The organism is Ketogulonicigenium robustum, from assembly GCF_002117445.1.
Taxonomy (GTDB): domain Bacteria; phylum Pseudomonadota; class Alphaproteobacteria; order Rhodobacterales; family Rhodobacteraceae; genus Ketogulonicigenium; species Ketogulonicigenium robustum.
This window is the reverse complement of sequence record NZ_CP019937.1, coordinates 470,001-492,500: the sequence shown is the minus strand read 5'-3', so window position 1 is coordinate 492,500 and position 22,500 is coordinate 470,001. Positions and strand designations below refer to the sequence as shown.

21 protein-coding genes, 1 tRNA gene, 2 rRNA genes and 1 pseudogene (2 of these 25 running past the window's edge) are annotated in these 22,500 nt (G+C 61.4%); 10 read left to right on the top strand and 15 right to left on the bottom strand.

Annotation, left to right across the window (positions count from 1 at the left end):
* Nucleotides 1-205, bottom strand: partial view of an alkyl hydroperoxide reductase subunit C gene (gene ahpC / locus BVG79_RS02490; RefSeq protein WP_085787206.1) — the beginning only. The gene continues 359 nt to the left of window position 1, outside the view; the window shows 205 of its 564 coding nt (coding positions 1-205); the start codon lies at nt 203-205; its stop codon lies beyond the left edge, outside the window.
* 264 nt (nt 206-469) lie between these two features.
* Here ahpC and BVG79_RS02485 point away from each other — a divergent pair, with 264 nt between their 5' ends.
* Nucleotides 470-2,353 carry a bifunctional sugar phosphate isomerase/epimerase/4-hydroxyphenylpyruvate dioxygenase family protein gene (locus BVG79_RS02485; RefSeq protein WP_085787205.1) on the top strand — a complete coding sequence of 628 codons (1,884 nt, stop codon included), beginning with the start codon at nt 470-472 and terminating at the stop codon, nt 2,351-2,353.
* 21 nt (nt 2,354-2,374) lie between these two features.
* Here BVG79_RS02485 and BVG79_RS02480 read toward each other — a convergent pair whose 3' ends face one another.
* From BVG79_RS02480 to BVG79_RS02470, 3 genes are all read right to left on the bottom strand, one after another.
* The gene (locus BVG79_RS02480) at nt 2,375-3,208 is read right to left on the bottom strand and encodes a shikimate dehydrogenase family protein (RefSeq protein WP_085785490.1); all 834 of its coding nucleotides are present in this window, start codon (nt 3,206-3,208) and stop codon (nt 2,375-2,377) included.
* A gap of 104 nt (nt 3,209-3,312) precedes the next feature.
* Nucleotides 3,313-3,999 carry a GntR family transcriptional regulator gene (locus tag BVG79_RS02475; protein ID WP_085785489.1) on the bottom strand — a complete coding sequence of 229 codons (687 nt, stop codon included), beginning with the start codon at nt 3,997-3,999 and terminating at the stop codon, nt 3,313-3,315.
* A 30-nt stretch (nt 4,000-4,029) separates the two neighbouring features.
* Nucleotides 4,030-4,731, bottom strand: a complete 702-nt coding sequence (locus tag BVG79_RS02470) for a GntR family transcriptional regulator (RefSeq protein ID WP_157115607.1) — start codon at nt 4,729-4,731, stop codon at nt 4,030-4,032.
* Nucleotides 4,732-4,912: 181 nt separating this feature from the next.
* Here BVG79_RS02470 and dctP (BVG79_RS02465) point away from each other — a divergent pair, with 181 nt between their 5' ends.
* The 6 genes from dctP (BVG79_RS02465) to dctP (BVG79_RS02440) all read left to right on the top strand — a co-directional run bounded on the left by dctP (BVG79_RS02465) (nt 4,913) and on the right by dctP (BVG79_RS02440) (nt 10,128).
* Nucleotides 4,913-5,899, top strand: coding sequence for a TRAP transporter substrate-binding protein DctP (gene dctP, locus BVG79_RS02465; protein WP_085785488.1), 987 nt, complete (start codon nt 4,913-4,915; stop codon nt 5,897-5,899).
* Nucleotides 5,900-6,034: 135 nt separating this feature from the next.
* Nucleotides 6,035-6,472, top strand: a complete 438-nt coding sequence (locus BVG79_RS02460; RefSeq protein ID WP_236951396.1) for a TRAP transporter small permease — start codon at nt 6,035-6,037, stop codon at nt 6,470-6,472.
* Nucleotides 6,469-7,770 carry a TRAP transporter large permease gene (locus BVG79_RS02455; protein WP_085785487.1) on the top strand — a complete coding sequence of 434 codons (1,302 nt, stop codon included), beginning with the start codon at nt 6,469-6,471 and terminating at the stop codon, nt 7,768-7,770. Before BVG79_RS02460 ends, BVG79_RS02455 begins: the two co-directional genes overlap by 4 nt.
* Nucleotides 7,771-7,787: 17 nt before the next feature.
* Nucleotides 7,788-8,222, top strand: a complete 435-nt coding sequence (locus BVG79_RS02450; protein WP_085785486.1) for a type II 3-dehydroquinate dehydratase — start codon at nt 7,788-7,790, stop codon at nt 8,220-8,222.
* 5 nt (nt 8,223-8,227) lie between these two features.
* Nucleotides 8,228-9,133: an SMP-30/gluconolactonase/LRE family protein gene (locus BVG79_RS02445; RefSeq protein ID WP_085785485.1), complete on the top strand. Its 906-nt coding sequence runs from the start codon at nt 8,228-8,230 to the stop codon at nt 9,131-9,133.
* A complete protein-coding gene (gene dctP / locus BVG79_RS02440; RefSeq protein ID WP_236951395.1) occupies nt 9,130-10,128 on the top strand; it encodes a TRAP transporter substrate-binding protein DctP in 999 nt (332 codons plus the stop codon). Before BVG79_RS02445 ends, dctP (BVG79_RS02440) begins: the two co-directional genes overlap by 4 nt.
* A 47-nt stretch (nt 10,129-10,175) precedes the next feature.
* Here dctP (BVG79_RS02440) and BVG79_RS02435 read toward each other — a convergent pair whose 3' ends face one another.
* The 3 genes from BVG79_RS02435 to hemN form a co-directional block, all read right to left on the bottom strand.
* On the bottom strand, nt 10,176-11,198 hold the full coding sequence (locus tag BVG79_RS02435; protein WP_085785483.1) for an aspartate-semialdehyde dehydrogenase: 1,023 nt from the start codon (nt 11,196-11,198) through the stop codon (nt 10,176-10,178).
* A 60-nt stretch (nt 11,199-11,258) separates the two neighbouring features.
* Complete coding sequence (locus BVG79_RS02430) at nt 11,259-12,458, bottom strand: MFS transporter (protein ID WP_085785482.1); 1,200 nt, start codon at nt 12,456-12,458, stop codon at nt 11,259-11,261.
* 92 nt (nt 12,459-12,550) lie between these two features.
* The gene (gene hemN / locus BVG79_RS02425; protein ID WP_198167879.1) at nt 12,551-13,906 is read right to left on the bottom strand and encodes an oxygen-independent coproporphyrinogen III oxidase; all 1,356 of its coding nucleotides are present in this window, start codon (nt 13,904-13,906) and stop codon (nt 12,551-12,553) included.
* 65 nt (nt 13,907-13,971) lie between these two features.
* Here hemN and fnrL point away from each other — a divergent pair, with 65 nt between their 5' ends.
* Nucleotides 13,972-14,691 carry a transcriptional regulator FnrL gene (fnrL, locus tag BVG79_RS02420; protein ID WP_157115706.1) on the top strand — a complete coding sequence of 240 codons (720 nt, stop codon included), beginning with the start codon at nt 13,972-13,974 and terminating at the stop codon, nt 14,689-14,691.
* 27 nt (nt 14,692-14,718) lie between these two features.
* Here fnrL and BVG79_RS02415 read toward each other — a convergent pair whose 3' ends face one another.
* Nucleotides 14,719-15,561, bottom strand: a complete 843-nt coding sequence (locus BVG79_RS02415) for a universal stress protein (protein WP_085785480.1) — start codon at nt 15,559-15,561, stop codon at nt 14,719-14,721.
* Between the two features lie 280 nt (nt 15,562-15,841).
* Between BVG79_RS02415 and BVG79_RS02410 the strand changes: the two genes are divergently transcribed.
* Nucleotides 15,842-17,101, top strand: a complete 1,260-nt coding sequence (locus BVG79_RS02410) for an NAD(P)/FAD-dependent oxidoreductase (protein ID WP_085785479.1) — start codon at nt 15,842-15,844, stop codon at nt 17,099-17,101.
* A 29-nt stretch (nt 17,102-17,130) separates the two neighbouring features.
* Here BVG79_RS02410 and ychF read toward each other — a convergent pair whose 3' ends face one another.
* Nucleotides 17,131-18,228, bottom strand: a complete 1,098-nt coding sequence (ychF, locus tag BVG79_RS02405) for a redox-regulated ATPase YchF (protein WP_085785478.1) — start codon at nt 18,226-18,228, stop codon at nt 17,131-17,133.
* 125 nt (nt 18,229-18,353) lie between these two features.
* Nucleotides 18,354-18,761 (bottom strand): DoxX family protein, encoded by a 408-nt coding sequence (locus BVG79_RS02400; RefSeq protein WP_085785477.1) that lies wholly within the window; start codon nt 18,759-18,761, stop codon nt 18,354-18,356.
* 188 nt (nt 18,762-18,949) lie between these two features.
* Here BVG79_RS02400 and BVG79_RS02395 point away from each other — a divergent pair, with 188 nt between their 5' ends.
* A complete protein-coding gene (locus tag BVG79_RS02395) occupies nt 18,950-20,104 on the top strand; it encodes an MFS transporter (RefSeq protein ID WP_085785476.1) in 1,155 nt (384 codons plus the stop codon).
* Nucleotides 20,105-20,261: 157 nt separating this feature from the next.
* Here BVG79_RS02395 and BVG79_RS13425 read toward each other — a convergent pair.
* The 5 genes and pseudogenes from BVG79_RS13425 to BVG79_RS02375 form a co-directional block, all read right to left on the bottom strand.
* Nucleotides 20,262-20,381, bottom strand: a pseudogene (locus tag BVG79_RS13425) (integrase core domain-containing protein); the annotation flags it as partial.
* A complete protein-coding gene (locus BVG79_RS02390) occupies nt 20,360-20,851 on the bottom strand; it encodes a GntR family transcriptional regulator (RefSeq protein ID WP_257789405.1) in 492 nt (163 codons plus the stop codon). The gene BVG79_RS02390 and the pseudogene BVG79_RS13425, both read right to left, overlap by 22 nt.
* Nucleotides 20,852-21,143: 292 nt before the next feature.
* Nucleotides 21,144-21,220 (bottom strand) — tRNA-Met (locus BVG79_RS02385).
* 45 nt (nt 21,221-21,265) lie between these two features.
* Nucleotides 21,266-21,380, bottom strand: a 5S ribosomal RNA gene (gene rrf / locus BVG79_RS02380).
* 72 nt (nt 21,381-21,452) lie between these two features.
* Nucleotides 21,453-22,500: ribosomal RNA gene (locus BVG79_RS02375) — 23S ribosomal RNA — on the bottom strand (it continues 1,789 nt past the right edge of the window).

Genomic DNA, 22,500 nt, shown 5'->3' with positions numbered 1-22,500 from the left:
ACACCTCGACGCCGCGGCTTTGCAAATCGGCGTAGTGGTCGGCCACATCGCCCAGTTCAGTCGGGCAGACGAAGGTGAAATCCGCCGGATAGAAGAAGAAGACAGCCCATTTGCCCAGCACGTCGGCTTCGGTCACTTCGATGAACTTGCCCTGCTTGTAGGCTTGCGCCGTAAAGGGGCGGATTTTGGTATTGATAAGCGCCATTTGCATCCTCGTAGTCGATCTAGAATCGTTCTAATCAACCCCTGCCCCGAGTTACAGACCATTATGTGAATTCAGTCCCGCCCAAGGGGAAATTCCGCCACTAACGCCCTGTTTTTCAACATGATGCGCGCGCAGGCTGCGACAATTCGCCCCGAAACGGCCAGTGCAGCGGCGGCGGCGACACCACTAGCAAAAACAACGCTCTATGATTTGCAAATCATATGGTGTTATAGTTTTCGTATGCTGCAATCTGATTGGACGGCCATGAAAACTTCCATCGCCACGGTATCAATCTCGGGGACGTTCCAGGACAAGCTGGCCGCCATCGCCGCCGCCGGTTTCGACGGGATCGAGATTTTCGAACAGGACTTCCTCGCCTCGGATCTATCCCCCCGCGATGCTGCGCGGATGGTGCGCGATTTCGGGCTAGAGATCATGCTGTTCCAGCCGTTCCGCGATTTCGAAGGCCTGCCCGCACCGCTGCGCCAGCGCGCATTTTCGCGCGCCGAACACAAGTTCGACCTGATGGCCGAACTCGGCACCGATCTTGCGCTGTTTTGCTCGTCCCTGCATCCTGCCGCCATCGGCGGGATCGACCGCGCGGCGGATGATTTTCACGCCCTTGGCGACATTGCCCGCCAGCGCGGCATCCGCGTCGGCTACGAGGCCCTGTGCTGGGGCAAGCACGTCAGCGACCACCGCGACGCATGGGAGATTGTGCGCCGCGCCGACCACGACAATATCGGCCTGATCCTCGACAGTTTCCACACGCTGGGGCCGAAGATCGACCCCGAAACGATCCGCCGCATTCCGGGCGACAAGATTTTCTTCGTGCAGTTGGCAGACGCCCCTGCGATCCCGATGGATCTGCTGTATTGGTCGCGCCACTTCCGCAATATGCCCGGCGAGGGCGATCTGGATGTCACCGCCTTTACCCGCGCCATTCTGGCAACGGGATACGACGGCCCGCTCAGCCTCGAGATTTTCAACGACCAGTTCCGTGCGGGCCTGCCCCGCCTTGTGGCGCAATCGGGCTACCGCAGCCTTGTCGCCCTGATGGATCGCGTCGCCCGCGCCGAACCTGCGCTGGCCACCAACCTGCCCGCAATCCCCCCGCCCGCACAGGTCAGCGCCGTCGAATTTCTGGAATTCGCCACCACCGCACCCGAGGCCGCCCCGCTTGAGGCGACGCTGAAGGCCGCAGGTTTCGCGCAAGCCGGGGCGCACCGCAGCAAAGCAGTGTCGCTGTGGCGGCAGGGCGACATCAGCCTGCTGATCAACACCAGCAGCGACGATTTCAACCTGACCAGTTGGAGCACGCACGGCACGACCGTGTCCGAGATCGGGCTAAAAGTGCCCTCGGCCGCCGCATCCGCACAGCGCGCGCAGGCACTGGGGGCCAAGCCCCACACCAGCGCCGCCCCCGCCCCCGGCGAGCGGGCTTTCCCCGGCATCCGCCACGCGGGCGGCAGCGTGCTGCGGTTTCTGGATGATGCCAATGGCGCCCCTTCGATCTGGCAAAGCGATTTCACCGTCGCGCAAGGTACCCCCGCGGGCATCGGCCTGACGCATATCGACCACATCGCGCAGACGATGGCGTATGACGAAATGCTCAGTTGGTCGCTGTTTTACACAACGCTGTTGGACGCCGCCCGTGCGCCGATGGTTGATGTGATCGACCCCGATGGCCTTGTTCGCAGTCAGGCGCTGGCGGCAGGCGCGCTGCGCGTCACCCTGAACGGTGCCGAAGCGCGTCGCACCCTTGCCGGTCAATTCATCGAAGAGACCTATGGCGCGTCCGTTCAGCACATTGCCTTTGCAACCACCGACATTTTCGCAACAGCCGAGGCGCTGGCCTCGCGCGCCTTCCCCGTTTTGCCAATCGGCGGCAACTATTATGGCGACTTGGCCGCCCGTTTCGATCTGCCCACGGCGGACCTACAGCGTATGCAGGCCCTCAACATTCTGTATGACGAGGATGAAAACGGGCGATTCTGGCAAATCTTCAGCCGCCCGTTGGCGGGCGGGCTGTTTCTGGAATTCGTGCAACGTGATGGCGGATATGCGGGATACGGCGGCCCGAACGCGCCGTTCCGCATCGCGGCCATGAAACGCCAGATGCGCCCCGCCGGTATGCCAAAGGCCTAACCGGCGGGCAGCGGGGTCATGTCAGGCCGCGGCTTGGCCCTGCAGCGCCACGCGCAGCGCCTGCGGGTCGACCTCGGCCCCGGTGAACAGGCGAAACGCGTCAACGCCTTGGTGAAAGAACAGCTCGTACCCCGTCAAAACGGCGATGCCAGCTTGCGCGGCGTCTGTCAAAAACGGCGTATCAACGGGTGTGTAGACCGCATCGAACGCCCACTTGCGCCCTGCCAGCAAATCGGTCGCGAAGGCCGTGCCGCCGATACCGCCCATCCCCAGCGGGGTCGAGTTGACGAGGCCGTCTGTCCCTTCGCAGGCATCCGCGATCGAGGTCGCGACACGCACATCCATCTGCGGTTTATAACGGGACAGCGCCGCAGCAAGCGCTTGGGCGCGCGCGACGTCGGTATCAAAAATTCCCAGCTCTGCGGCACCCAGATCAGCCAGACCAAACGCGACAGCCTTGCCCACACCGCCCGCGCCCGCCATCGCGACGCGCCCGGGGGTCTCGTCGCCGAAACGCGCAGCAAAGGCAGCGCGAAAGCCGCTGTAGTCGGTATTATGCCCGCGCGGGGTCCCCTCGCCGAAGATTACCGTATTGCAGGCGCCCAGCGCACGCACGGCCGCCTCGGGCACATCCAGCTTCGTGACGACACGCTCTTTATAGGGGTAGGTGATGTTCAGCCCCTGAAACCCCTCGGCCTCGGCCCATGACAGCAGGGCCTCGAAATCGCGGCCCTGTTCGGCGGGAATCAGCAGTTCATAGCTAACCGGCAGTCCGGTCAAACCGCCAGCCAGACGGTGCAATGCAGGCGACTGCGATTGCTTGATATTGTCGCCGATCAAACCCAGCCTGATCACGTCAGCCCCCGTTCGTGTAAATTTCACGCACAGAATAGGATTTGGCGATCAACATTTCAAATGCTGATTTTACTTTCATAGGTTATTTTAGACTTCGTGTGACATTACGCGATCAACCCCGCCGCCAGCGCGTGCTCAAGGCCGCCTTGCACGTGACGCGCCAGCACCTCGCGTGCGGTCTTGGAATCGCGATCCAGCGCCGCCTCTAGCAACACACGATGCTCGCTCGCCGCGATATCGCCACGGAACGACAACGCAATCATCTGGTATCGCAGGTATTTATCGAAGATCGCGGCATGGGTATCCATCAACACCTGCGAGCCGCAGGCCGAAATCAGGGACTGGTGGAATTCCCAATCGTAGCGCTTCCACAGCTCGGTCTGCGACATGTCGCCCGCCGCCATCCGCCGCTCTAGCGTGGCAAGTTTGTGGTGGCTGGCGACAACATCGCCCTCCCACTCGACTCCACCTGCCGCGAACGATTGCTTCAGCGCGTGCGCCTCGAGCAACAGGCGCAAGGCCGCGACTTCCTTCAGGTTTTCGACCGACACCGGCGCAACCTCGAACCCGCGCTGCCCCTCGGCCACGACCAGCCCTTCGGATGAAAGGCGGTTCAAAATCTCGCGCAGGGTGCTGATGCTGATGCCATAGCTGTCGCGCAACCCGTCTAGCTTCAGCTTTTGTTTGGGCCGCAATCGCCCAAAAATAATGTCCGACCGCATCCGGCGATAGGCGTTTTCACTGACGGTGAGGCCATTTTGCTGTTCACCGTCGATTTCTGCGCTTGTCATGGTATTTGGCCAATCTCTGATAAAACTGCCTTACTGTAGCGTTGCGGCAGGCAGTAAGCCATTCCTGATCGTATGCGCGACGCAGGCATTGATGTGCCCGTGCAAAATGGCGACCGCGCGGTCTGCGTCGCGGCCCAGCGCACATTCCATCAGCGCGCGATGTTCATCTGCTGCCGATTCGCCGCGAAAGATAACGGCGATCATCTGGTAGCGCAGGTACTGGTCAAATATCAGCGCATGCGTATCCAGCAGTACCTGCGACCCGCATGCGGCGATCAAGGCGTGGTGAAATCCCCAGTCATACCGCTTCCACTGTTCGGTCTCGTCGGCTTGACCGGCCTGAATTCGCCCCTCCAACCGCGACAGGCGGTGGTGCGCGGCGACAACATCGGCCTCCCACTCGACATCGCCCAGCGCGAACGACTGTTGCAGGGCACTCGTCTCCAGAAAGGCGCGCATGGCGGCCAATTCGCGGAAATTTTCCTGCGACACGGGTGGCACGCTGAAGCCTTTTTGTCCCTCGGCCCGCATCAACCCCTCGGCACAAAGGCGATAAAGGATTTCGCGTAACGTGCTGACACTGATATCATAGTGCGCACGGGCTTGGTCCAGCTTCAGGCGCAGCCCGGGGGCCAGTCGGCCAAAGATGATGTCGTTGCGGATCCGCTGATACGCGGCCTCGCCGGCGGTTGCGGCGATCGGTTGGGGGTCTTGCACGGGGCAGTCCTGCATCGAGTCTTCTTCCCCTACATAGCCAGCGCAACCGCTCACAACAAGCGCGCCGCACCTAGATGACGTAATCTAAAATATATGATGATCTAGAATTTAACTATTGATCGAGCATTCGTCTTATGTAGGCTCAACCCTCAGTACGGCAGTGGAGGGCCGTCGAGACTAAAACAGGGAGGACAGAATGACGCATTCGTTTACAAGACGTCTGCTGCTGTCGGCAGGTGCTGCGTTGGCTTTGGCCACTGCTGCGCCCGCGATGGCGCAATCGAACGTGCCGCTGCGATTTTCTGCTGTGTTCTCGCAGCAAGACATCCGCGCCGAGATGATGGAACGCTTTGCCGCAGCACTGGGAGACGGCTTCGATTTTCAGGGGTTCTACGGCGCGACATTGTTCCGCCAAGGCACCGAGCTTGTCGCCTTGCAGCGCAGCAATCTGGAAATGGGTAATATCGCCCCGCAAGATATCTCGGAACAATTGCCTGAATGGTCTGTGCTGACCTCGGCCTATCTGTTCCGCGATGCCGACCATCTGGTCGCCTTCTTCCAAAGCGATGCGGGCGAGGAAATGAAAAAGATGGCCGAGGATCGCCTCGGGATCCGCGTGCTGGGGCCGACCTATTTCGGCGTCCGCCACGTGGGTCTGCGCAACCAGCGCGACATCAACACGCCTGCCGACATGGCTGGCCTGCGCCTGCGGATGCCGGGCGGGGATTCGTGGCAGTTCCTTGGGCAAGCCCTTGGCGCGAACCCGACCCCCGTCGCCTATGCCGAAGTCTACACCGCGCTGCAGACCGGCGCGATCGACGGGCAAGACAACCCGATGCCCAACGTGCAGAACATGAAGTTCTACGAAGTCATGTCCCAGATCGTGAAGACATCGCACCTCGTGGGCTTCGACGTGCTGACCATTTCCAAAAGCACGTGGGACAAGCTGACGCCTGAACAGCAGGCCCAAGTGCAAGCCGCCGCAGACGAGGCGATCGCCTGGTCGAACGCACAGCACCTGCAAAACGAAGCCGACCTGATCGCCTTTTTCGAAGAGCAAGGGCTGACCATCACCGAACCAGATCTGGCCGCGTTTCGCACCTACGCCCAACAGCTCTACCAATCCTCGGGGGCTGCCGCGCGCTGGCCTGACGGAATCGTCGAACGTATCAACGGCCTATAAAAAGCCGCCGCGCCATCACGCATGGCGCGGCGGTTTTTTCGCCGCGTCGCTCAGGGGGAATTCATGCGACTATCTGCAGTCGGCGCTTGGCTAAGGCGCCGGGCCGAGAACATTCAAGCCTTGATGTTGGCCGTAATGTTCTTTGCTTTCATCATCCAGGTCGTATCACGATACTTTTTCAACATGCCCACCGGCTGGACGTCCGAGCTGACGGTCATCATGTGGCTGTGGCTGGTGCTTTGGGGCGCCGCCTTTGTCGTGCGCGAAGACGAGGAAATCCGCTTCGATCTGCTCTATGGATCGGTGCGCAAAGGCGTGCAGCGCGTGATGGTGATTTGCACCGCACTGGTGCTGATCGCGCTGTTCCTGATCTCGCTGCCCGCCAGCTGGGATTACGTGACATTCATGAAAATCCAGTCTTCGGCCTATCTGAAGATCCGCTTTGACTGGCTGTTTTCCATCTACATCATTTTCGCCGTAGCGGTGGTCTGCCGTTACATCTGGATTTTGGCACGGGCGCTCGGTGCGCGCTGGCCCGGCAAGAAACCGCATCAGACGGGGCCCCAAGCATGAGCCTGACCGATCCATTTACCGCCTGTATCTTACTGCTGGTGACACTCGCCGTTCTGGGCTTGCCCGTCGCCTACTCCATGATCCTCGCCTCGATCCTGTATCTGCTGATGGCTGGGCTGGATATGGGCACAGCCGCCGAACAACTCCTCAACTCCATGTACACCAGCTATACAATGCTGGCGGTGCCGCTGTTCATTCTGGCGGCCGAGCTGATGAATTCTGGTTCCATGACAACCCGACTGACCAATTTTGCCAATGCGCTGGTCGGCCGATTCCGTGGCGGGCTTGCGCAGGTGAACGTGCTGCAATCGCTGCTATTCGCGGGCATGTCAGGCTCGGCCCTCGCAGATGCGGGCGGCATGGGCAAGATGATGATGCGCATGATGACGCAAGACGGCAAATACACCCCGTCCTTTGCCGCCGCCCTCAGCGCTGTTACAGCCGTCGTCGCGCCTATTCTGCCCCCCTCGATCCCAATGGTGATCTACGCCTTGGTCTCGAACGCCTCGATTGGATACCTATTCCTAGGGGGCATCCTGCCCGGGCTGCTAATCTCGGCCAGCCAAATGCTGATCGTCTGGTGGAGCGCCCGCCGCAACAACTTCCCGACCGAAGAGCCCGTCCCGGTCCGGGAACTGCCCCGTATCACATTGCGTGCCCTGCCCGCGCTGATGCTGCCGGTGGTGCTGATCGTCGGCCTGCGTGGCGGCGTGATGACCCCGACCGAGGCCGCCGCCGTTGCAGCCGCCTATGCCCTGTTCGTTTCGGTCGTCATCTACCGCGATGTGGGACTGCGCGAGTTCTACACCTCGCTGCTTAATGCCGCGCGCACCACGACCTCTATCGGCATGCTGATCGCCGCTGCCTTGGTGTTCAACTATATCGTAACCATTGAAAACATTCCCAACGCCATTCGCAGCCTGCTGCTCAGCTATGACCTGACGCCCCTGACCTTCCTGCTGCTGGTCAACGTGCTGCTATTGCTGATCGGCGCTGTTCTGGAAGGCTCGACCATCATCCTCATCATCGTGCCGGTGCTGATCCCGACCGCTGCTGCACTGGGCATCGACCCGATCCACTTCGGCGTGGTCGTCGTGTTCAATGTGATGATCGGGCTGGTGACACCGCCCTATGGACTGCTGCTGTTCGTGGTAAAGCGCGTCTCGGGCGCATCAATGGGCGCGATCCTGCGCGATACCGTGCCGTTCCTCCTTGGGCTGCTCGTCGCACTGATGCTTATCACCCTTATTCCCGACATCGTTCTCTTTGTCCCGCGCCTCTTTGGCTATTCGGGCTGATCTGACGGAAACATGACATGACCAAGATAATCTACGTCCTGAACGGCCCGAACCTGAACCGTCTGGGCAAGCGCGAACCGCAGATCTACGGCAGCACTACACTGGCCGAGGTCGAGGCCCTGTGCCGCACAACGGCCGGCCCCGATGTCGAGGTGCGCTTTCACCAGTCGAACCGCGAATACGAACTGATCGACTGGATTCACGAGGCTATCGAAGCGCAGGCTGCGGGCATCATTATCAACCCCGCCGCCTTCACCTTCACATCAATCGCGATTCTGGATGCGCTGAAGCAGTTCGATAACCCAATCATCGAACTGCACATTTCCAACGTCCACCGCCGCGAGGCGATCTACCACAACTCGCTTGTGTCCAAGGTCGCGACGGCGGTGATGGCCGGCTTTGGCCCGCGCGGCTACGCAACAGCCGTGCGCGCTATGGCAGAGATGACCTGACCCCCATGACGCATCTCCCCGAAATCACCGTCGTCCACCACGATGGCGGTGACCGCCTTGGCGAAACACCGCTGTGGTGCGATCAAACCCAAGACCTGACGTGGCTGGATATCGAACAGCCCCGCCTACATCGCCTTCATCCCGCCACCGGCGCGCACAGCGTCACCCCGTTCGACTGCGACTGGCTGGGCTCCCAAGCCCTCTGCACTGACGGCACCCAACTGATCGCCAAAGACCTGACGCTGCACACCTATGACGCCCGCACCGGCGCATCGTCCCCCTTCGTGGCGGTCGAGGACAACGCTGCCACCGGTTTCGACAACCGCCTGAACGACGGGCGGGTCGACCAATGGGGGCGGCTGTGGATCGGCACGATGGATAACCAGCTGCACCGCCCGAATGGCGCGTTTTACCGCGTTGATGGGGATGCAAGCGTCACCCGTATCGGCAGCGACGTCATCGTAGCGAACGGCATCGCCTTCTCGCCTGACGGGCGGCGGATGCACTTCACCGACACGCGTCGCCACCAGTCGTGGGTCTACGATATCGACCCCGCCGATGGCGAAATCACGTCCCGCCGCATCTGGGCCGATTATAGCGCCACGGGCGATCGCCCCGACGGCGCGGCGATGGATGTGGATGGCTGCCTATGGGCGGCGTTCTTCGGCGGCGGCAAGATCGTCCGCTATACGCCAGACGGCCGGATTGACCGCGAAATCGCCCTGCCTGTCACCAATCCGACCTGTCTTTGCTTCGGCGGGCCGGACTACCGCACGCTTTATATCACCACCGCTTTCAAATTCCTCAGCCCTGCCCAGCGGGCGGCCGAGCCGTTGGCCGGCGCCCTGCTGGCCATCGACGGCATCGGCCAAGGCCTGCCCGAACACCGCTTCAAACGCGACATATCATGACGAGGTTCCCCATGTCGTTCCGCTTCACCCGCCGCCTGCTGCTGTCGGCGGCCATCGCTTGCGCGGCGCTGCCGCTGGCCGCAAATGCCCAAGACATCAAGCTGCGCTTTGCCGACAGCACCACCGCCGACGCCCCCCGCTCACGCGCGCTGGCCGAGATTTTCGCGGCCGAAGTCGCCCCCGATTTCGCGTTCGAGCCCTATTTTGGCGGCACTCTTTACCGGCAGGGCACCGAAATCGTGGCCGTGCAGCGCCGCAATCTGGAAATGGCACTGATGCCACCATCAGACTTTGCAGAACAAGTGCCCGAATTCGGCATCCTGACCGCCGCCTACCTTGTCCGCGACGCCGAACACATGCGCCGTATCTTTCAAAGCGACGTGGGGGATGAATTCAAAGCAATGGCCCGTGAACGAATGGGCGTGCACATTCTAGGCCCCGCCTACTATGGAACACGCCATCTGAACGTGCGCGGCGATCGACAGATCAACACCCCCGCAGATATGGCGGGCCTGCGCCTGCGCATGCCCGGCGGCGAGGCGTGGCAATTCCTGGGTGAATCGCTGGGCGCAAACCCGACAGCAGTCGCCTACGCCGAGGTCTACACAGCCCTGCAAACCGGTGCGATCGACGCCGAGGACAACCCCTTGCCCAACAACCGCATCATGAAGTTCTACGAAGTCACCGACCAGATCGTGCTGACAGGCCACAATGTCGGCTTCGGACTGCTGATGATCAACGCGGCCCTTTTCGACAGCTTCACCCCTGAACAGCAAGAAAAGCTGCAGGCCGCCGCCGACAAGGCCTTTGAATGGAGCGACGCCGAATACCAGCGTGAAGAGGCCGAGCTGCTGACATTCTTCGAGGGCGAAGGCATCCGCACCCACACCCCCGATGTCGAAGCGTTCCGCGCCTATGCGAACGAGAAATACCTGAACGCCCCGATTTCGTCCGCGTGGCCCAAGGGCATGGTCGATCGCATCAACGCGCTGTAACAGCGCCGTATATGAAAAGGGGCACCCTGCGGCGCCCCTTTTTTGTTTCAGCCTTTTTTCAGGCAGCGCTGGCCCAGCACTTCGGCGATCTGCACCGCGTTCAGCGCCGCGCCCTTGCGCAGGTTGTCGGACACGCACCACAGGTTAATGCCATTGTCGATCGTCGAATCCTGCCGGATGCGCGAGATGAAGGTCGCATATTCGCCAACGCATTCGACGGGGGTGATGTAGCCACCCGGTTCGCGCTTATCGATCACCAGAATTCCGGGGGCCTCGCGCAGGATGTCGCGGACTTCCTCTTCGTCGATGAACTCCTCGAATTCGATGTTGATCGCCTCGGAATGGCCGACGAACACCGGCACGCGCACGCAGGTGGCGGTCAGCTTGATGCTCTTGTCCAAAATCTTCTTCGTCTCGGCGACCATTTTCCATTCTTCTTTGGTCTGGCCGTCATCCAAGAAAACGTCGATGTGCGGGATCACGTTAAAGGCGATCTGCTTGGGGTAAACCTTGGGGGCGACCTCTTGACCGGGCACATACATGCCCTTGGTCTGGTCCCACAGCTCGTCGATAGCCTCTTTACCGGTGCCCGACACGGATTGGTAGGTCGACACGACGACGCGCTTGATCTTGGCGCGGTCATGCAGCGGCTTCAGCGCCACAACCATTTGCGCGGTCGAACAGTTGGGGTTCGCGATGATGTTTTTCTTGGTGTAGCCCACAACCGCGTCGGCGTTCACCTCGGGCACGATCAAGGGCACATCGGGGTCATAACGATACAGCGACGAGTTATCGATAACCACGCAGCCCGCAGCCGCAGCCTTGGGCGCGAATTCCTTGGTCGCGTCCGATCCGATGGCGAACAGGGCAATGTCCCATCCGGCAAAGTCAAACTGTGCCAGATCCTGTGTTTTCAGGGTCTTGTCGCCGAAGCTCACCTCGGTCCCCAGCGACCGGCGGCTGGCAAGCGCCGCGATCTTTTCGACCGGGAACTCGCGCTCGGCGAGGATGTTGAGCATTTCGCGGCCCACGTTACCCGTGGCGCCCACGACGACGACATTATAGCCCATACAGGTGGCTCCTTGCTAATCAGGCGTTTTTCTTACCCCAAGGGGAAGCGGGGGAAAAGATCAGATCGCGCGCGAATGAATTTCGACTGGCGCAGGCGCCTCGCGCGAGAAAGCATAGATGATCACCCCCACAGTCACCACAAGGGCGAAGGTCAGGAAAATCGCGGCATAAGGCGCGGTCACCGGCTGCGCGGGCGCGGCGGCATAGACGCGCGCACTGACAAATTGCATCACGCCCACACCGCCCACGCTGAACAGGTTCAGCAGCGTCACACCGCGCCCCGTCAGGTGTGCGGGCAAGAACGTGCGGCCCTGCGCCATAATCACCGGATAATTCGCCCCGAAAAACCCGATCACCCCAAACAACGCCACCGACAGCAACAACGACTGCCCGGCAGTGGCCCACAGCATATAAAGCGCAAGCCCCATCACCGCGCTGCCGGTCAGGGCGACCCATTTGCGACTGCGCAGCGCCCGCTCGACCGGGCCATAGAGCATGCTGCCCGCCGCCATCGACAGACCGATAACCAAGGCGGCCGCGCCGATCCCTTCGGCGTCCAATCCGAACACGTCATGCGTATAGGGGCCAACCCACAACCCGCTGATCGCCGCCAGCGGCGCATAGCCCACGAACAGCAAGCCGCAGATAGGGTAAAGCGCGCGCATCCGCAGCAGTTCCGACATTTTTCCCTGTGGGCCACCTTCGGATGCGGGCGGGTCGACCACCAGAAATTGCACCAATAGGGCCGTCAGCACTGATAGTGCGGCTAGACACCAAACCGTCTCGCGCCACCCCAGAAAGCCCAGCGCCCATGCCAGCGGATACGAGCTGGAGATATTCCCAAGGCTACCAATCGAAATCACCGCACCCGCAAGCGTCGCAAAAACGGCGGGGCTGTAGATGCGGGCGAAGATGTAATAGCTGGCCACCAACACCGGCGCACAGCCCGCGCCGATCAACATCATGGCCAGCACAATATGCCACGGCTGGCTGGCCAGCGCGAACAGTGCTGCGCCCCCGCCCGTGCCCAATCCGAACAACAGCGCCGACGTCCGACGCGGCCCGACGCGGTCCAGCGCGATTCCGACGGGGATCTGCAAGGCAGCAAAGGCCACGAACCACAAGCTGGATGCCGTCGCCAATGTTTCCGGCGTCATGCCGATGTCTGCGCCCAGATAGGGCGTCAGCACCGCCAGAAATGCACGATAGAACTGCGACAGTCCGTATGCCAGCAGCAAGCAGATAATCCCGACTCGCATGGACGCCCCTCCCAAGGACAAAGCGGCCCTGAGAGGCAGCGTTTGCAAACTGCCCAAATAGAAGGCAACTCACAAGGGGGAAACGCGCGCCGCTATACCGCGCGCGAGTGGCGCCCCCCAGGTGCGGCATAAGCATCCAGCGTTTGGGCCGCAATGCGGGCCAGATGGCGCGCGGGGCCAGTCAGTTCTATCTGGTGGCCGTCAACCACCAGATGGGCGGCGCAGGTCGACAGCAGCGGCACCAGCAGGCTTGTCACCTCGTCCACCGACATACCAAAACGCCGCGCGTGGCCGGCAACGTCGATGCTGAAGCGGCACATCAATTCCTCGATCATGCCGCCGCGCAGCAGGTCGTCGATCGACAGCGCATGCCCGCGCGCTGTCGCCAACCGCCCTTGGCTAATCGCGGCCGCATAATCGGCCGATGCCGACACGTTTTGCGCATAGCCCTGCGGAAAGCGCGAGATGGCCGAGGCGCCCAGCGCGATCAGTGCATTGGCGTTTTCTTCGGTATAGCCCTGAAAGTTCCGCCGCAGCGTGCCCATCTCGGATGCCAGCGCTAGGCCGTCCTCGGGCAGGCAGAAATGGTCGATGCCGACCTCGCGATAGCCTTCCCACAGCATCAGGCGGCGGGCGGTTTCAAACAGGTTCAGGCGGGCTTCGCCATCAGGCAGCGCCTTTTCGGGGATCATCACCTGCCGGCGCGCCACCCACGGCACATGCGCGTAGCCATACATCGCCAGCCGGTCGGGCCGGATCAATAGCACCTTACGCATCGTCTCGGTCAGGCTGTCGCGGGTTTGGTAGGGCAATCCATAAAGGACATCCATATTGACCGACCGCACCCCGCGCGCGCGCAGCTGCGCCACGACATCGCGCGTCAGGTCGAACGGCTGGTCGCGCCCGATCGCCTGCTGCACCTCGGGGTCAAAGTCCTGCACCCCGATCGAGGCGCGCGTCATCCCGATCTCGACCAGCGCATCCAGACGCGCGGCGTCCACCTCGGTCGGGTCGATCTCGACGGAAAACTGCGCCGTCCGCGTGAACGGGCGAAAGGCGCGCAGCGCAGCGCCCAGCTCGCGCAGCATGTCGGGCGGCAGGATCGTCGGCGTGCCGCCCCCCAAATGTACGCGCGAGACGCGCACGTCGGCGGGCAGATGTGCGGCCACCAGCGCCAATTCGGCCAACAGCTGATCCAAATACGGGCGCAACGGCCGGTCGGTGGCAGTCCCTTGCGTACGACAGGCACAGAACCAACACAGCCGCCGACAATAGGGGATGTGCAGATAAAGCGACACATGCCCCCCGCGCGGCACTGCGCGCAGCCACTGCGCCATATGGCTGGGCCCCACCTGCGTATTGAAGTGGTTCGCGGGCGGATAGCTGGTGTAGCGCGGCACCCGCGCGTCAAACAGGCCGATCTTCTGAAAGTCGTCGCGGGTGATCATCGCCATTCCGTTCTGGGGGCGCTAGGATGCGCCTGATCCTTGATAAATCCGAAAGCTGTTTCGCCATGGCCGAGGCATCCGCCCACCCCTCGCACACCTTGCAAAGCGGATGCGCCGATTGCGCCATTCGCCGCAATGCCGTCTGCGCCCACTGCGACGCAGACGAACTGGCGCAGCTGGAGGAAATGAAGTTTTACCGCAGCTATCCTGCGGGCCAGACCATCGTCTACGCGGGCGACGCGCTGCCGTTTTTGGCCTCGGTCGTGCGCGGTATCGCAATGCTGTCGCATACGATGCAGGACGGGCGCCGCCAAACGGTAGGGCTGCTGCAGGCTGGCGACTTTTTGGGCCGCCCAGGCCGCCTGCGAGCCCGTTACGACGTGGTGGCCGCATCTGATGTCATACTTTGCTGTTTTCGCCGCCAACCTTTCGAACAGCTGATCGCCCGCACCCCGCACTTGGGCGCGCGCCTGCTGGATATGGCGATGGACGAATTGGACGCAGCCCGCGACTGGATGCTGGTGCTGGGCCGCAAAACCGCGCGCGAGAAGATTGCCAGCCTGCTGGTCATCCTTGCGCGGCGCGCGGGCACGCCGCACGACATCGACCTTGTCCTGACGCGCGAGGCGATTGCCGACCATCTGGGCCTGACGTTGGAAACCGTCAGCCGCCAGTTTTCGGCACTGCGCCATGACGGGGTTATCATCCTGCACGGCGCGCGGCATGTCACAGTCCCTGATAGGGCCCGCCTGATCGCCGAAAGCGGGGACGGTGATAATGCGTGACATCAGCGCCGCCCCCTGAACCGTCAATCAGTGCGACATCAGCACGGGCAGCGTGATGTCGGTCAACATGCTGCGCGTAGTGCCGCCCAGCACGGCCTGACGCAGCCGCGAATGGCCATAGGCCCCCATCACGATAACATCAGCGCCGTGATCCGCCGCAAAGCGCGTGATCATATCCGCCACTTTGGGCAGCGTGCGGGCCAGAATGTTCACATCGGCCTTGGCCCCTTTGCGGGCCAGCATCATCGCCAGCGCACCGCCGGGGTCGGACCGGTCACCCGACCGCACATCGGGGTCGATCATGACGATGTCGACCTTCTCGGCAGTGTTCAAAACCGGCATCGCTTTGCGCACAGTCGACAGCGATTCGTCGCTTTCGTTCCACGCGATCAGCGCATGCTTGAAGGGTGCCTCGTAGCTGATGTCAGCGTCGGGGATGACCAGAACGGGGGCTTCGGTGTTGAACAGCGCCCCTTCCAGCAGGGCCTCGGCGATGCGGCCACGTTCGTTGCTGTAGGGCTGCGGGGTGATAATCAGGTCGGCAAAGCGGGCATAGCGCCCGACCAGCAGTTCAATCCCCGCGCTGGCCGTGGCAATCGGCTGCACATAGACGCGCTGCTGGCCACCCAACAGTTTGCTTTCGGCCCATTCGGCCAGTTTCGTCGCGCTTTCCTGCGCTTCGGGAATCCCCTGCGACAGGAAGATCGGCATCGCCCCGGTCAGCGTCGCCTCGTATTGGACAGGGTCGATCCCCAGACAATAAACTTCAAGATGAGCATCGTCCCGGCTGGCAATCTCGAGGGCGGCCTCGTAAGCGGCCGCGTCGCGTTCAGCGTCGTGTACGAAAATGGCAATCGTCTTATAGCTCATATTTCTCACTCCGGTTCGGCCCGCAGACGGGGCCGGATGGCGGCCCCCTACCGCAGGGGGCGCGATCATATGCTAGCAAGCTTAGCCCCCTTGGACAGGGGTGGAATTGACATGGATCAAACTTTGGCGATTTCACGCAGATCGTCCGGCCTAGCCATGCCCCCAGAGAATGGCGGGTTACCGCAAGCTTCCCCTTGCCTCGCGACGCCGACATGTTCATCCTGCGCGCGAGACGCCAAGCCATATCGGCCAGGCAGTAATATCAAGGCGGAATTACGACATGACACATCGGGTTGTCGTCGTCGGTGCCGGGTTTGCCGGCCTTCAACTGGTCCAGAACCTGCGTGGCAGTGATTGTGAAATCACGTTGATTGACCAACGAAATCACCATCTATTCCAACCCCTGCTGTATCAGGTGGCGACCACACTGCTGGCCACATCGGAAATCGCATGGCCCATCCGCCGCCTGCTGCGCAGCCGCAAGGATGTGACGACGCTGCTATCCACTGTCGAGGGCGTCGACCGCGCCGCCCACGAAGTACTGCTGCGCGGCGGCCAGCGCATTCCCTATGACACGCTGGTCATCGCCACCGGCGCGCGCCATGCGTATTTCGGCCGCGACGAATGGGAAGCCGACGCCCCCGGCCTGAAAACGCTGGAGGATGCGACAACGATTCGCCGCCGCCTGCTGCTGGCATTCGAACGCGCCGAACTGACCGAAGACCCGGCCGAGCGCAGCGCCCAGCTGACCTTTGCCGTGATCGGCGCTGGCCCGACAGGGGTCGAGCTGGTCGGCATTCTGGCCGAGCTTGCGCACCGGATTCTGCCGACAGAATTCCGCCGCATCGACACAAACCAGACCCGCATCATGCTGATCGAGGCTGGCCCGCGCATCCTGCCTGCCTTTTCGGAAAACCTGTCCGACTACGCGGCCAAATCGCTGACCAAGCTGGGGGTCGAGGTGAAAACCGGCACGCCCGTCACCGGCGTTTCGGGCGAGGGGATCGTGCTGGGCGACCAACCCATCGCTGCGCGCACTGTGATCTGGGCAGCGGGCGTGCAGGCATCGCGCGCCAAGGACTGGTTGGGCGTGCCCGCCGATCGCGCGGGCCGCGTGATGGTGCAGCCCGATCTGACGCTGGCCGATGACCCCAATATCTTTGTGCTGGGCGATACGGCGCACGTCGAATCAGACGGCAAGCCGGTGCCGGGGGTGGCCCCTGCGGCCAAGCAACAGGGCCAGTATGCGGCCAAACTGATCCGCGCGCGACTGACTGGCAAGGCTGCACCCGCCCCGTTCAAATACAAACACATGGGCAATCTGGCGACCATCGGGCGCAATTCGGCCGTGATCGAATTTGGAAAATTCCAAATGCGCGGCTGGCTGGCGTGGTGGGTCTGGGGGCTGGCGCACATCTACTTCCTGATCGGCACACGGTCGCGGATCATGGTGCTACTCAGCTGGATGTGGATCTTCCTGTCGGGGCAGAACTCGGCGCGCCTGATCACACAAAAAGAAACGCTCAAGGACGAGCAATAAAAAGGGGGCCGGTTGGCCCCCTTTTCGCATCAGGTGTTGAACAGGAAGTGCAGGACATCACCGTCTTTGACGAGGTATGTCTTGCCTTCCGCGCGCAGCTTACCTGCCTCGCGCGCGGCAGATTCGCCGCCAAAGGCCACGTAATCGTCGTAGGCGATGGTCTCGGCGCGGATGAACCCACGTTCGAAATCGCCGTGGATCACGCCTGCCGCCTGCGGGGCCAGTGTGCCCGCCGGAATCGTCCAAGCGCGGGCCTCTTTCGGGCCGACTGTGAAATAGGTTTGCAGCTTCAGCAGCTCGTAACCCGCGCGGATCAGACGGTCGAGGCCGGCCTCATCCAGCCCCATTTCCTCAAGGAACATGGCGGCTTCGTCATCGGCCAGCTGGCTGATCTCTTCCTCGATCTTGGCCGAGATCACGACGTGCGAGTTCCCCTCGGCCGCAGCCATTTCGGCCACTTTGGCCGAAAACGCGTTGCCGGTCGCAGCCGCCGATTCCTCGACGTTGCAGACATACAGGATCGGCTTCGATGTCAGCAGTTGCAGCATGCGCCACTGTTTTTGCTGGTCGTCCGACACTTTCACAGTGCGGGCAGGCTTGCCAGCGTCCAGCGCCTCTTTGGCCGCCTTCAGCAGGGCTTCTTGCTCGATGGCTTCCTTGTCGCCACCTTTTACCTTGCGCACGAGACCCGCCAGACGCTTCTCGATCGACTCAAGGTCGGCCAGCATCAGCTCCATCTCGATTGTTTGCGCGTCCGATACGGGGTCGACGCGGCCTTCCACGTGGGTCACATCGCCGTCTTCAAAGCAGCGCAGCACATGGGCGATGGCGTCGGTTTCGCGGATATTGTGCAGGAACTGGTTGCCCAACCCCTCGCCGCGCGAGGCGCCCTTCACCAGACCCGCAATATCGACAAACGTCATCCGCGTCGGAATGATCTGCTTCGACCCTGCAATCGCTGCCAGCTTATCCAAACGGGCATCCGGCACGGCAACCTCGCCGACGTTCGGCTCGATCGTGCAGAAGGGGAAGTTGGCAGCTTGCGCCGCGGCGGTGCGCGTCAGCGCGTTGAACAGTGTCGACTTGCCGACGTTCGGCAGGCCGACGATCCCCATGCGAAAGCCCATGCGGCACCCCTTTAGCCAATAAAAAAACCTTTTGGCGCTCTTAGGCTGCGCGGGCGCACAAGGCAAGGCTGCGCAATAGCAAACGGGGGGCCGCAAGGTATGTGCAGCCCCCCGATTTTCAGGGCCTAGCCCAGTTTAGGCGTAGGTTTCAGCGCCTTGGCACCATCACCGCCCAGTGCCAGAACGATCAGCGCGATGATCCAGAAGGCGGGGTATTCCCAGCCACCATACTGGCTGTCAAAGAAGAATCCCGCAGCCCAGTGCACGGTCGCGATAGCGCCCAGCAGCACCGGGATCATCGCGATTGCGACCAGACGGGGCCAGACGCCCAGAATCAGCGCTACCGCGCCCAGCACTTCCCAGATGATGACGATATACGCCAACCAGCCCGGCACGCCGACCGATGCAAAGAAACCAGCCGTGCCGGCGGGGGTGAATACGAAAATCTTCAGCCAAGCGTGGGCCAGGAACAACAGTCCCAGCACAACGCGCAAAATCAAAAGCGCAAAAGGCGCCGTACGTGTATCAAGCATTTCCCATGACCTTCTTGTAAGGTTGATAAACGCTGGTACCATATTGCCACATCCGGCATTATCCATTGAATCGGGGCTTCACTCTTTCCCCATTGGAACGAAGATCCGCACGACCTGAGGCATTCGCGCGCATTGCGCCGCCCCAACAAAACCCTCTACCCTCGGCCCACCCCATAATAGGAGCCCCCATGGCAGCGCGTGATTTCAACTGGCCCCTGCTGGCCCTCGCCATTGGCGCCTTCGCAATCGGCGTGACCGAGTTTTCGCCTATGGGCATGCTGCCGATCATCGCAGACGGCGTAAGCGTGTCGATCCCCTCGGCGGGGCTGCTGGTTAGCGCCTATGCCATCGGGGTGATGCTGGGCGCGCCGTTCATGACTCTGATCTTCAGCCGCTTTGGCAAGCGCACCGCGCTGATGACGCTGATGGGGATTTTCACTTTGGGCAACATCCTGTCCGCGTTGGCCCCCGATTACTGGACACTACTGCTGTCGCGCGTAGTGACTAGCCTGAACCATGGCGCGTTCTTCGGGCTGGGGTCGATCGTCGCGGCCAGCGTCGTGAAACCCGAAAAACGCGCCAGCGCCGTCGCGACCATGTTCATGGGGCTGACCATCGCCAATATCGGCGGCGTGCCGCTGGCCACATGGGTGGGGCAGCATATCGGGTGGCGCGCTGCGTTTGGGGGTACGGCCCTGCTGGGCGTGGCCACTATTACCGCGCTGGCGCTGGCCCTGCCCAAGGGTGCCCCGGGCGCACGCCCCGACGTGCGGCGCGAGCTGCGGGTACTGGTCCAGCCCGCCGTGCTGCGCGCGTTGCTGACAACGGTGCTAGGCGCCAGCGCGATGTTCACCCTCTACACCTACATCGCCCCCGTGCTGGAAACGCTTACCGGTGCATCCGAGGCCTTCGTCACGCTGGCCCTAGTGCTGATCGGGGTGGGGTTCACGCTGGGCAACGCCCTTGGCGGGCGTATGGCCGACTGGTCGCTGACCGGCACATCGCTGGCTTTCCTGTCGGCGCTAGCGCTGATTATGCTGGCGCTGCCGCTGGTGCTGGGCAGCCATGTCGGCGCGGCGATCAGCCTGGTGGTGTGGGGCATGGCAGCGTTTGGCATTGTATCCCCGCTGCAGACCCGCGTCATGCAAGAGGCTGCGGATGCGCCGAGCCTCGCCTCGTCCATCAATATCGGCGCGTTCAATCTGGGCAACGCGATTGGTGCGGCGCTGGGGGGCGGCGTGATCAGCGCGGGGCTGGGCTACAGCGCCGTGCCCGTGGCGGGCGCTGTCATGGCCGCAGCGGCGCTGGCACTGGTGCTGCTGGCCGCCCGCAAACCGGCCTAAGGTGCCAAAGCACGGTTGACCTCGGGCATGACCGAGGTCGCCAACAACTCAATCGCGGCCGCCGCTTTTGCGTAAGGCAGCCCGCCAATGTCGAACAGAGGTGGTTCGGTTTATCTAAATATGTTCCGGGCGTTTTCTAAGTGGTTTTCCTCTTCGGTTAGGCGTCTGCCACTTCGGGCATTGGCTGGTTGAAGTAAGCGTGATCGGGGGTTTTCCCGTCAAGCGATGAATGCGGACGGCGGGTGTTGTAGAAGTTCAGATATCGGCCGATCCCGGCTCATCCTCGGCCAGCCGCACCCGCGACAACCGCATGACCTTGTCGGTCGGTGATATCCCTAACAAAATAACCTCGTCAGGGGTCGGGAGCCCGACATCTTGCGACAGCAGGATCGAGCGGCCATCAGCCCCGCGCCGTCGCATATCAGCCGTAAACCCGATAAGCACCGAGAGCGATTGGTCGATATCTTTCACGACATGCGCACGCGCCCCGGCGCGCCGACCGATGATGCCTTCCTCGGCCAAAGCTGTCAGCGCCTTTCGTACTGTCACCCGCGACAGCCCTGTGACTTCGGCGAGGCGTCGCTCGGAGGGCAGGTTGTCGTTGTTTTTCATCTCGCTCGCCGCGATGAGGAGGCGCATGGCCCGCGCCAAACGGCGATAAAGCGGGTCCTCGCCCGCGTCCTGCGCGAGGGCAGCAGCAATGCGATCAGCAAGAAGGCGCGGTTGGGTCGCGATCTGGTCTTCCACTATGCCCCTGCAAGATCAAAGCCAAATATAGGTCCAGTATAATACCATGATACAGCAAGAATAGTATTTTCTGGCGCTAGGGGTGCGCAGGGCTCTATACTCTTCGCGCGTCAAACCCATCCGCGCGTCGTTCGATTTCTCGACCTGCACCAATGGGTGCTCAAGCCTCAGCTCGATGATTGTTCGCTGTCTTGTCCGGCATTATTCTGGCTTTGAGCCTGAATGCGGACCTGATGTCTGTGCATCAAAAGACCTCCGTTTTAGGGGAGGTTGCGGAAAGTGTAGGATTTGTTGGTTGCGGGGGCAGGATTTGAACCTGCGGCCTTCAGGTTATGAGCCTGACGAGCTACCGGGCTGCTCCACCCCGCGTTGTTTGGATTTTTTGTATATAGAGAGAGATATGCTTCTTATCAGGTCTGGCGGTGACTTACTCTCCCACGACTTAAGTCGCAGTACCATCAGCGTTTTTGCACTTAACTTCCGAGTTCGGGAAGGGATCGGGTGTTTTGCAAGAGCTATATCCACCAGACCGGGAAAGAAGCATTTTTGTTCAAGTATACTGTTATGTATGATTTTTGATTTGGTTGAGCTATTTCTGGATCAAACCAAGCCTATCGGACGATTAGTACTAGTCAACTGAATGCATTACTGCACTTACATCTCTAGCCTATTGACGTGATGGTCTTTCACGGTCCTCAGGGATACCTTGTTTTGAGGGGGGCTTCACGCTTAGATGCCTTCAGCGTTTATCCTGTCCGAACATAGCTACCCAGCACTACCGTTGGCACGATAACTGGTCCACCAGTGGTCCGTTCACCCCGGTCCTCTCGTACTAGGGGCAACTCCTCTCAAGTATCCTACACCCACGGAAGATAGGGACCGAACTGTCTCACGACGTTCTAAACCCAGCTCACGTACCTCTTTAAATGGCGAACAGCCATACCCTTGGGACCTGCTCCAGCCCCAGGATGAGATGAGCCGACATCGAGGTGCCAAACGATGCCGTCGATATGGACTCTTGGGCATCATCAGCCTGTTATCCCCAGCGTACCTTTTATTCGTTGAGCGATGGCCCTTCCACTCGGGACCACCGGATCACTATGGCCGACTTTCGTCTCTGCTCGACTTGTCAGTCTCGCAGTCAGGCTGGCTTATGCCATTGCACTCGACGACCGATTTCCGACCGGTCTGAGCCAACCTTCGCGCGCCTCCGTTACACTTTGGGAGGCGACCGCCCCAGTCAAACTCCCCACCACACAGGGTCCCGGATCCGGATAACGGACCGCGGTTAGACATCAAGCAAAGCAAGGGTGGTATCTCAAGGATGGCTCCGCAGGGACTGGCGTCTCTGTTTCAATGCCTACCACCTATCCTGCACATGCTTGGCCTGATGCCAATGTGAAGCTGGAGTAAAGGTGCATGGGGTCTTTCCGTCTAACCGCGGGTAGCCCGCATCTTCACGGGCAGTTCAATTTCGCTGAGTCTATGTTGGAGACAGCGGGGAAGTCGTTACGCCATTCGTGCAGGTCGGAACTTACCCGACAAGGAATTTCGCTACCTTAGGACCGTTATAGTTACGGCCGCCGTTTACTGGGGCTTCAATTCAAGGCTTGCACCTCTCCTTTTAACCTTCCAGCACCGGGCAGGCG

What these genes read in the sequence shown, in the direction of transcription:
- BVG79_RS02445 (WP_085785485.1), top strand. Translation starts at nt 8,228, where the DNA reads ATGACGCATCTCCCCGAAATCACCGTCGTCCACCACGATGGCGGTGAC.
- BVG79_RS02470 (WP_157115607.1), bottom strand. Translation starts at nt 4,731, where the DNA reads ATGCAGGACTGCCCCGTGCAAGACCCCCAACCGATCGCCGCAACCGCC.
- BVG79_RS02400 (WP_085785477.1), bottom strand. Translation starts at nt 18,761, where the DNA reads ATGCTTGATACACGTACGGCGCCTTTTGCGCTTTTGATTTTGCGCGTT.
- dctP (WP_236951395.1), top strand. Translation starts at nt 9,130, where the DNA reads ATGACGAGGTTCCCCATGTCGTTCCGCTTCACCCGCCGCCTGCTGCTG.
- BVG79_RS02475 (WP_085785489.1), bottom strand. Translation starts at nt 3,999, where the DNA reads ATGACAAGCGCAGAAATCGACGGTGAACAGCAAAATGGCCTCACCGTC.
- dctP (WP_085785488.1), top strand. Translation starts at nt 4,913, where the DNA reads ATGACGCATTCGTTTACAAGACGTCTGCTGCTGTCGGCAGGTGCTGCG.
- ychF (WP_085785478.1), bottom strand. Translation starts at nt 18,228, where the DNA reads ATGGGCTTTCGCATGGGGATCGTCGGCCTGCCGAACGTCGGCAAGTCG.
- BVG79_RS02415 (WP_085785480.1), bottom strand. Translation starts at nt 15,561, where the DNA reads ATGAGCTATAAGACGATTGCCATTTTCGTACACGACGCTGAACGCGAC.
- BVG79_RS02450 (WP_085785486.1), top strand. Translation starts at nt 7,788, where the DNA reads ATGACCAAGATAATCTACGTCCTGAACGGCCCGAACCTGAACCGTCTG.
- BVG79_RS02455 (WP_085785487.1), top strand. Translation starts at nt 6,469, where the DNA reads ATGAGCCTGACCGATCCATTTACCGCCTGTATCTTACTGCTGGTGACA.
- BVG79_RS02460 (WP_236951396.1), top strand. Translation starts at nt 6,035, where the DNA reads ATGTTCTTTGCTTTCATCATCCAGGTCGTATCACGATACTTTTTCAAC.
- BVG79_RS02485 (WP_085787205.1), top strand. Translation starts at nt 470, where the DNA reads ATGAAAACTTCCATCGCCACGGTATCAATCTCGGGGACGTTCCAGGAC.
- BVG79_RS02395 (WP_085785476.1), top strand. Translation starts at nt 18,950, where the DNA reads ATGGCAGCGCGTGATTTCAACTGGCCCCTGCTGGCCCTCGCCATTGGC.
- BVG79_RS02430 (WP_085785482.1), bottom strand. Translation starts at nt 12,458, where the DNA reads ATGCGAGTCGGGATTATCTGCTTGCTGCTGGCATACGGACTGTCGCAG.
- BVG79_RS02435 (WP_085785483.1), bottom strand. Translation starts at nt 11,198, where the DNA reads ATGGGCTATAATGTCGTCGTCGTGGGCGCCACGGGTAACGTGGGCCGC.
- hemN (WP_198167879.1), bottom strand. Translation starts at nt 13,906, where the DNA reads ATGATCACCCGCGACGACTTTCAGAAGATCGGCCTGTTTGACGCGCGG.
- fnrL (WP_157115706.1), top strand. Translation starts at nt 13,972, where the DNA reads ATGGCCGAGGCATCCGCCCACCCCTCGCACACCTTGCAAAGCGGATGC.
- BVG79_RS02410 (WP_085785479.1), top strand. Translation starts at nt 15,842, where the DNA reads ATGACACATCGGGTTGTCGTCGTCGGTGCCGGGTTTGCCGGCCTTCAA.